General features: G+C 52.2%; 3 protein-coding genes. All 3 read left to right on the plus strand.

Annotated features, from left to right (window positions below):
* A partial coding sequence (locus tag ABYT30_RS14210) for a penicillin acylase family protein (RefSeq protein WP_373097143.1) occupies positions 1-1,572 on the plus strand: 1,572 nt, incomplete at its 5' end.
* Positions 1,573-1,651: 79 nt separating this feature from the next.
* Positions 1,652-3,598 carry a PQQ-binding-like beta-propeller repeat protein gene (locus tag ABYT30_RS14215; RefSeq protein WP_373097145.1) on the plus strand — a complete coding sequence of 649 codons (1,947 nt, stop codon included), beginning with the start codon at positions 1,652-1,654 and terminating at the stop codon, positions 3,596-3,598.
* A 54-nt stretch (positions 3,599-3,652) separates the two neighbouring features.
* Positions 3,653-5,984, plus strand: a 2,332-nt coding sequence (locus ABYT30_RS14220; protein ID WP_373097147.1) for a TonB-dependent receptor, incomplete at its 3' end; no start/stop codon positions are given.

Consider the following 5,984-nt stretch of genomic DNA (forward strand, 5'->3'; position numbering starts at 1 on the left):
ATGATCTTGATTGGCCACACCCAGAATCTGGCGTGGAGTCACACGGTGTCGTCGGCGTGGCGATTTACGCCCTATCAGCTGAGCTTGGTGCCGGGGGACCCGACGTCCTATTTGGTCGATGGTCAACCAGAGGCAATGATTGCACAAGAGTTAAGTGTCGAACTTGCTGACGGCTCGACGGTGTCGCGCACCCTGTATTCGACGCGCTGGGGGCCATTGCTGAATGAAATCCTAGGCTTGCCGGTATTCCCTTGGACGCCTGCGGTGGCGTTTGCACTGGCCGACGCCAATGCACTTAATTTTAGGTATTTAAATCATTTTGTGGAAACCAATAAGGCGCAAAGTGTTCGCGAGTTGTTAGCGATTATGCAGCGCAACCAAGGCATCCCTTGGGTAAATACCATTGCTGCCGACAGCAGTGGCGAAGCCCTGTACGCCGATATTTCAGTAACGCCAAATGTCTCAAATGAAAAAGCGCAAGAATGTGGTTTGCCGTTGGGTGCGGTGACCGCGAACACCTTGGGTTTGCCGGTACTGGATGGTTCTCGCACCGCCTGTGCTTGGGATGACGACGCCGATGCTGTGCAAGCGGGCATTATTGGCCCGGACAATATGCCGTGGCTGATTCGCCGCGACTACGTGACTAATTCAAACGATAGCTATTGGCTGTCTAGCCCAGAACAGCCGCTAGAAGGATTTTTCCGTATTATTGGCGATGAGCGCACCGAGCGCCGGATGCGAACGCGCATAGGTCTGCTGATGACCAAGCAGCGGATTGACGGCAGTGATGGTTTGGATGAAGCTAAATTTACTCGCCAACAGTTGCAGGATTTGATTTTTAATAATCGCCATATGGCCGCGGAATTGTGGTTGGATGATTTGCTGCAATTGTGCGCGATGACGCCCGGTATGATTGGCGCCGGTGGTCCGGTGCAAACCGCTGAAGCCTGCGAGGTGTTGGCAAATTGGACTCGCCGTGATGACCTTGATGCCCCCGGCGCCGTGTTGTTTAGACGTTTCGTGGCGAATTTATTTATTCAAGATGTGCCCACTGGGACCGCAGCAAGCGGTTTTGGTTTTGCCGATGTCTGGACTACGCCCTTTGACGTTAACGACCCAGTTAATACGCCGCGCGGGCTGAATATCGCGAATCCCCACGTACAGTATGCATTGGCGTCGGCGATTAGCGATTTGCAAGGCAACGGCATTCCTTTGGATGCCAGTTTGCGGACACACGCCACTGAGTCGCGCGGTGAAGTGAAAATCCCGATGCACGGCGGCCCAGGTAGTTACGGGGTATTCAACGCCATGAGCAATGCCTGGAGTAACTCAGAGGCGGGCTATAATGACGTGGTTCACGGCGCGAGTTTTGTGCAGGTAGTTTCGTTTGATGACGACGACTGCCCTGATACACAAACTATTTTGACCTACTCCCAGTCGGCCAATAGCGAGTCGCCGTATTTCGCAGATCAAACGCAAATGTATGCACGCAAAGAGTGGGTCGCTGGGCGATTCTGCGAAGCCGCTGTTGCCGCAGATAGCATTTTGTCGACCATGGAATTAAGTGAATAGAGATCTAAAATGGCACTGAGCTGATAACGCGTCGGTGCCAATAAAAGGAAAGACCTCAAACAATAATAACGAGGCGGACATGCAAAAGCGCATTATTATATTTCTCGTTGTGACGGTGGGCTTAGTTCTAGCCCTTACGCGTCCGGCTGTGCAGGTCTGGTTTGTTCGGAACGGCGAAGCCTGGGTGTTGCGCAATGCTGAGCACTTGCCATTGGCCCGTGCCGGTGAATACCTGTTTGATACGCACTGCGCTAGCTGCCACGATAATCCCGCAATGCACGCGCCTACCCGCGACGCGCTGTCGCGGCTCGCCAAAGAAGACCTGATGATTGCCATGGAGTTTGGCAAAATGCAGCCAATGGCCGCACACCTTAGCAAGCAGACGAGGGGCTTAATTGCCCACTACCTAGCAGGCAGTGGGGCGAATCAATACGATTGGATTGCTGGCGCAATGTGCGAGCAGTCACAAGATTTTAGTAATAGTCCGATATTAGGCAGCTGGGGTTTGGGTGTTGAAAATCGGCGCTTTAGTTCGACAAAGCAAAGCAGAATTGATCGCAGTAACGTCGCAAGCCTAAGTTTGGCATGGAGCTTTGCTTTCCCTCGGGTAAGCGATATGCGTTCCCAGCCTGCGGTGATTGGCGATCGCTTGTTTGTTGGTGATAAGGCCGGGAAGTTATTTGTTTTAAATCGCCGCACTGGCTGCGTTGTTGCCCACACCAAGATGATCAGTGGTATTCGCTCCGCCATAACGGTTGCAACCCTGAGTGATTCACGGCAATTGCTGGTTTTTGCCGACTCACTGGCAACCGTCTATGCCCTCGACCCCGATACCTTGGAGATTGTCTGGCAGCGCTCGGCGCGGCTGAATAATTTTTCGGTGATATCGGGCTCGATTAGTTACCATAATGACCGCTTATATGTGCCAATTTCTCTGTTCGAAGTAGCTGCAGCCGGTAGTCCGAGTCATATTTGCTGCAGTTCTCACGGTGGCGTTATGGCGGTGGCGGCTGGTAATGGTAAAAAGCTGTGGACTTGGCACGCGACCAGTGATGCGAGCTTACAGGGCAAGAACAGGGCAGGTGAAGATCGCTACGGGCCATCTGGTGCGGCGGTGTGGTCAACACCCACCATCGATGCTCAGCGCAATCGCTTATATATTGGCACAGGTGAAAACCTGAGTGCGCCAGCAACCGATACCAGCGATGCAGTTATCGCCCTCGATTTGGACAGCGGTGAACTCGTTTGGAAGTTTCAGGCCACTGCTGGTGATATTTGGAATGCGGCGTGTTTGAACGGTGGCGCAAACTGTCCTGAGAATCCGGGACAAGATTTTGATTTCGGCGCTTCGGTCATACTCGCGGATATTGGCGATACGCAGTTACTGCTGGCGGGCCAGAAATCCGGTGAAGTGTTTGCCTTAAATCCCGATGGCGATGATAAGAGTCGTGTAGTCTGGCGTAAGCGTTTAAGCCAAGGTACCAGTAATGGTGGTATTCACTGGGGAATGGCATTGGCTGGGCAGTCGCTTTATGTGCCCGTTGCTGATCCAGAGCGGGAACAGCTTGGCTATACGCCAAAGCCCGGCCTTTATGCGCTCGATGTGAATGATGGCGATTTACTTTGGCAGCATCCGGTTAAGCGAAATTGTGATTTTGACTACAGTAAGCGGCCCCTGGTGGGTTTAGAAAATAATCGCGCGGCGACTAAGCCCGATCCTGCTGAGCTCTACAAATGCAGCTTTTACTACGGCTTGTCAGCGGCGGTGGCCGCGAGTGATGAGCTTATTTTCAGTGGTGGGCTCGATGGCACTATTCGTGTTTTTGACCGAGCTAGTGGCAATGTGCTCTGGTCAGATAATACCGCAGTGCCGGTGAACGCCAGCAATGGTATAGCTGGTCATGGCGGGGCAATAGACGTTGCTGGGCAAATTGTTGTTGGCGAGTGGTTGTATGTGCTTTCTGGTTATAGCATGTTTGGTCAGCTACCCGGCAATGTTTTACTGGCTTATAAAATTTCAAAATAAGTTAAAAAAAATAATAAATATTGCGGTCACCGCATATGATCTAAGGAGCACATTATGAGAATAAAATTCGCTGAGCGTCATATCGCCCTTAAACCGATGATCTTGGCCATTGGTCTCGCTAATTCTGCCATTGCGGCGCCGGTGCTCGAAGAAGTCGTGGTGACGGCCCAGAAGCGGACGGAAAGCCTACAAGATGTGCCGGTCGCGGTTTCTGCACTCTCCGCTGATGATTTGCAGGAATCGGGCTTTCGGGATATTAGCGATGTCTCCGCGCTGGTGCCGTCGCTGTATATATTAACGACCGAACAACCAATGAGTACCGCAGTGCGTATTCGCGGTATTGGTAATGCCGCCAATGTACCGACCTTTGAGCCCGCGGTGGCGCTGTATATTGACGGTGCTTTTCGATCTCGGTCGGGGGTGGGCCTTGGTGACATTGTGGACGTGCAAGCCATCGAAGTATTGAAAGGGCCACAGAGCACTTTATATGGTAAAAATGCCTCAGCGGGTTTGATCGCGGTATCGTCGGCGCCGCCAAGTCGCGAGCTGGAAACCATGGCGGAATTTACTTACGCCAGCGACAATTTACATCAGCTCAAGGGCTATGTTAGCGGGCCCCTCACCGAAAAAATGGCAGGCCGTTTAAGCGCCAGTACCACCCGGCGCGGTAATCTGACCGAAAACCTCAGTGGCCCAGACAGCGGTAATCTCAATGACATCGCGCTGCGTGGCCAATTGCAGTATGACTTTTCTGATCGCTGGAGTGCGCGCTTAATTGCCGGATGGTTAGAGCGCGATATGAATGCCATGGCGGCGGATGTGTACTACAGTGCCAAAACTCGCGAGATGATCAGTGAGGCGGGTTATGACATTAGCAATAACGATCCCCTCGATCACGTGGTTGAACACAATTTAAAACCGCTGATTGTGCAGGATTCCAGCGATATTATTTTGAATGTGCAATACGGCGGCGACGGTTACAGCTTTACCTCTATTTCAAGCTTTGACACATACGACTCTGAAAAGTACATGTACAACGTCGAGCTTATGCCGATCAATATCGCCAGCAATTTTGATAAGCACGCGGGCGACTCGATTTCCCAGGAATTTCGTATTGCCTCTGAAGGCAGCGATAGCCTGCGCTGGATGACAGGGGTGTATTACTATTACAACGATTTTCAGCGCGGCGATTGGGCTCAACCATTCTTGCGTATGGAAGATCAGGTTGAAGAGTACGGCACGATTGTGGCGAAGTACTTCGTCGCCGCGCCATTGCCCATTGGAGTACCGGTTAGTTCGCCTGCGCAAGTGCCAATACTTGGCGTAGAAGGGGATGAGGCGTTTTACCGCGCGGACCAACAGACCACCAGCTACGGTGTGTTTGCCCAAATGGATTTTGATCTCAGCGAAAAATGGAATCTTAGTGTGGGGCTGCGTTATTCCGACGAAGCAAAAGACGGATATATTGCAACCTCTAATACGGCGGCTAATGGCTGCTCGGCACCGTTTGACACCAACCCAGTGTGTTCAGTAGCGCCAAATGTGGATCCTTACGACTCGTCTAAAAGTTGGGCAGCAACGACCGGTAAGGCCAGCCTCAGCTACTTTGCTAGCCCTGACGTCATGCTATATCTGACCTATTCTACTGGCTTTAAAGCGGGTGGCTTTAACTTGGAGTCCGGCACGGTACCGCCGGAGTTACGTGACTTTGATTCAGAAGAAGTACAGAACTTCGAATTTGGCTGGAAAGCGGAGTTTTGGGACCAGCGCGCTCGGCTCAACGGCGCCTTATTCCACACTATTTACGATAGTCAGCAAAATGCCTCATTTCTGGGTTTAAGCTTTGTGGTGAACAGCGCCGATCAGGTGATTATGGATGGCGCTGAAGTTGAGGGCTTATTGCTACTGTCTGAAAGCTTGACCTTAAGTTTAAGTGCCACAGCGTTAGATGTTGTCTATAAGAGCTACGACGGCGGTCAGTGCTATTACGGCCGTGAACCCGACAATGAATACGCACAGTGTGATCTCAGCGGCGAGAAACTGCCATTTACCCCGAGCCTCGCTGCTAACGCTGCTCTGCGTTATACCCAGCCGTTGTTTAGCGGCGATCTCTACAGTCGTTTGGCTTATCGCTACCAGGGCTCAACCCACTATATTCCCGATCTTGATCCCCGTCACGAGGAGCCAGCCTACGGCGTTTTTGATGCTCGGCTCGGTTGGCGCAGCGCCAATGTCGATGTCGCCCTGTGGGCGAAGAATTTAACAGACGAGCAGTATGCCTCGGCAATCGGTCCGGCCACGTTCCACGCGGTACTCGATGCCAATGTTGGCTCGCCGGAGGGCTCTTATCAAACCTTTTTGGGTGATCCACGCAGTATCGGTATGA

The organism is Zhongshania sp. (genome assembly GCF_041623545.1).
Lineage (GTDB): Bacteria > Pseudomonadota > Gammaproteobacteria > Pseudomonadales > Spongiibacteraceae > Spongiibacter.

Excerpts from the sequence above, each read along its gene's own strand:
- ABYT30_RS14215 (WP_373097145.1), top strand. The coding sequence starts at position 1,652 with ATGCAAAAGCGCATTATTATATTTCTCGTTGTGACGGTGGGCTTAGTT.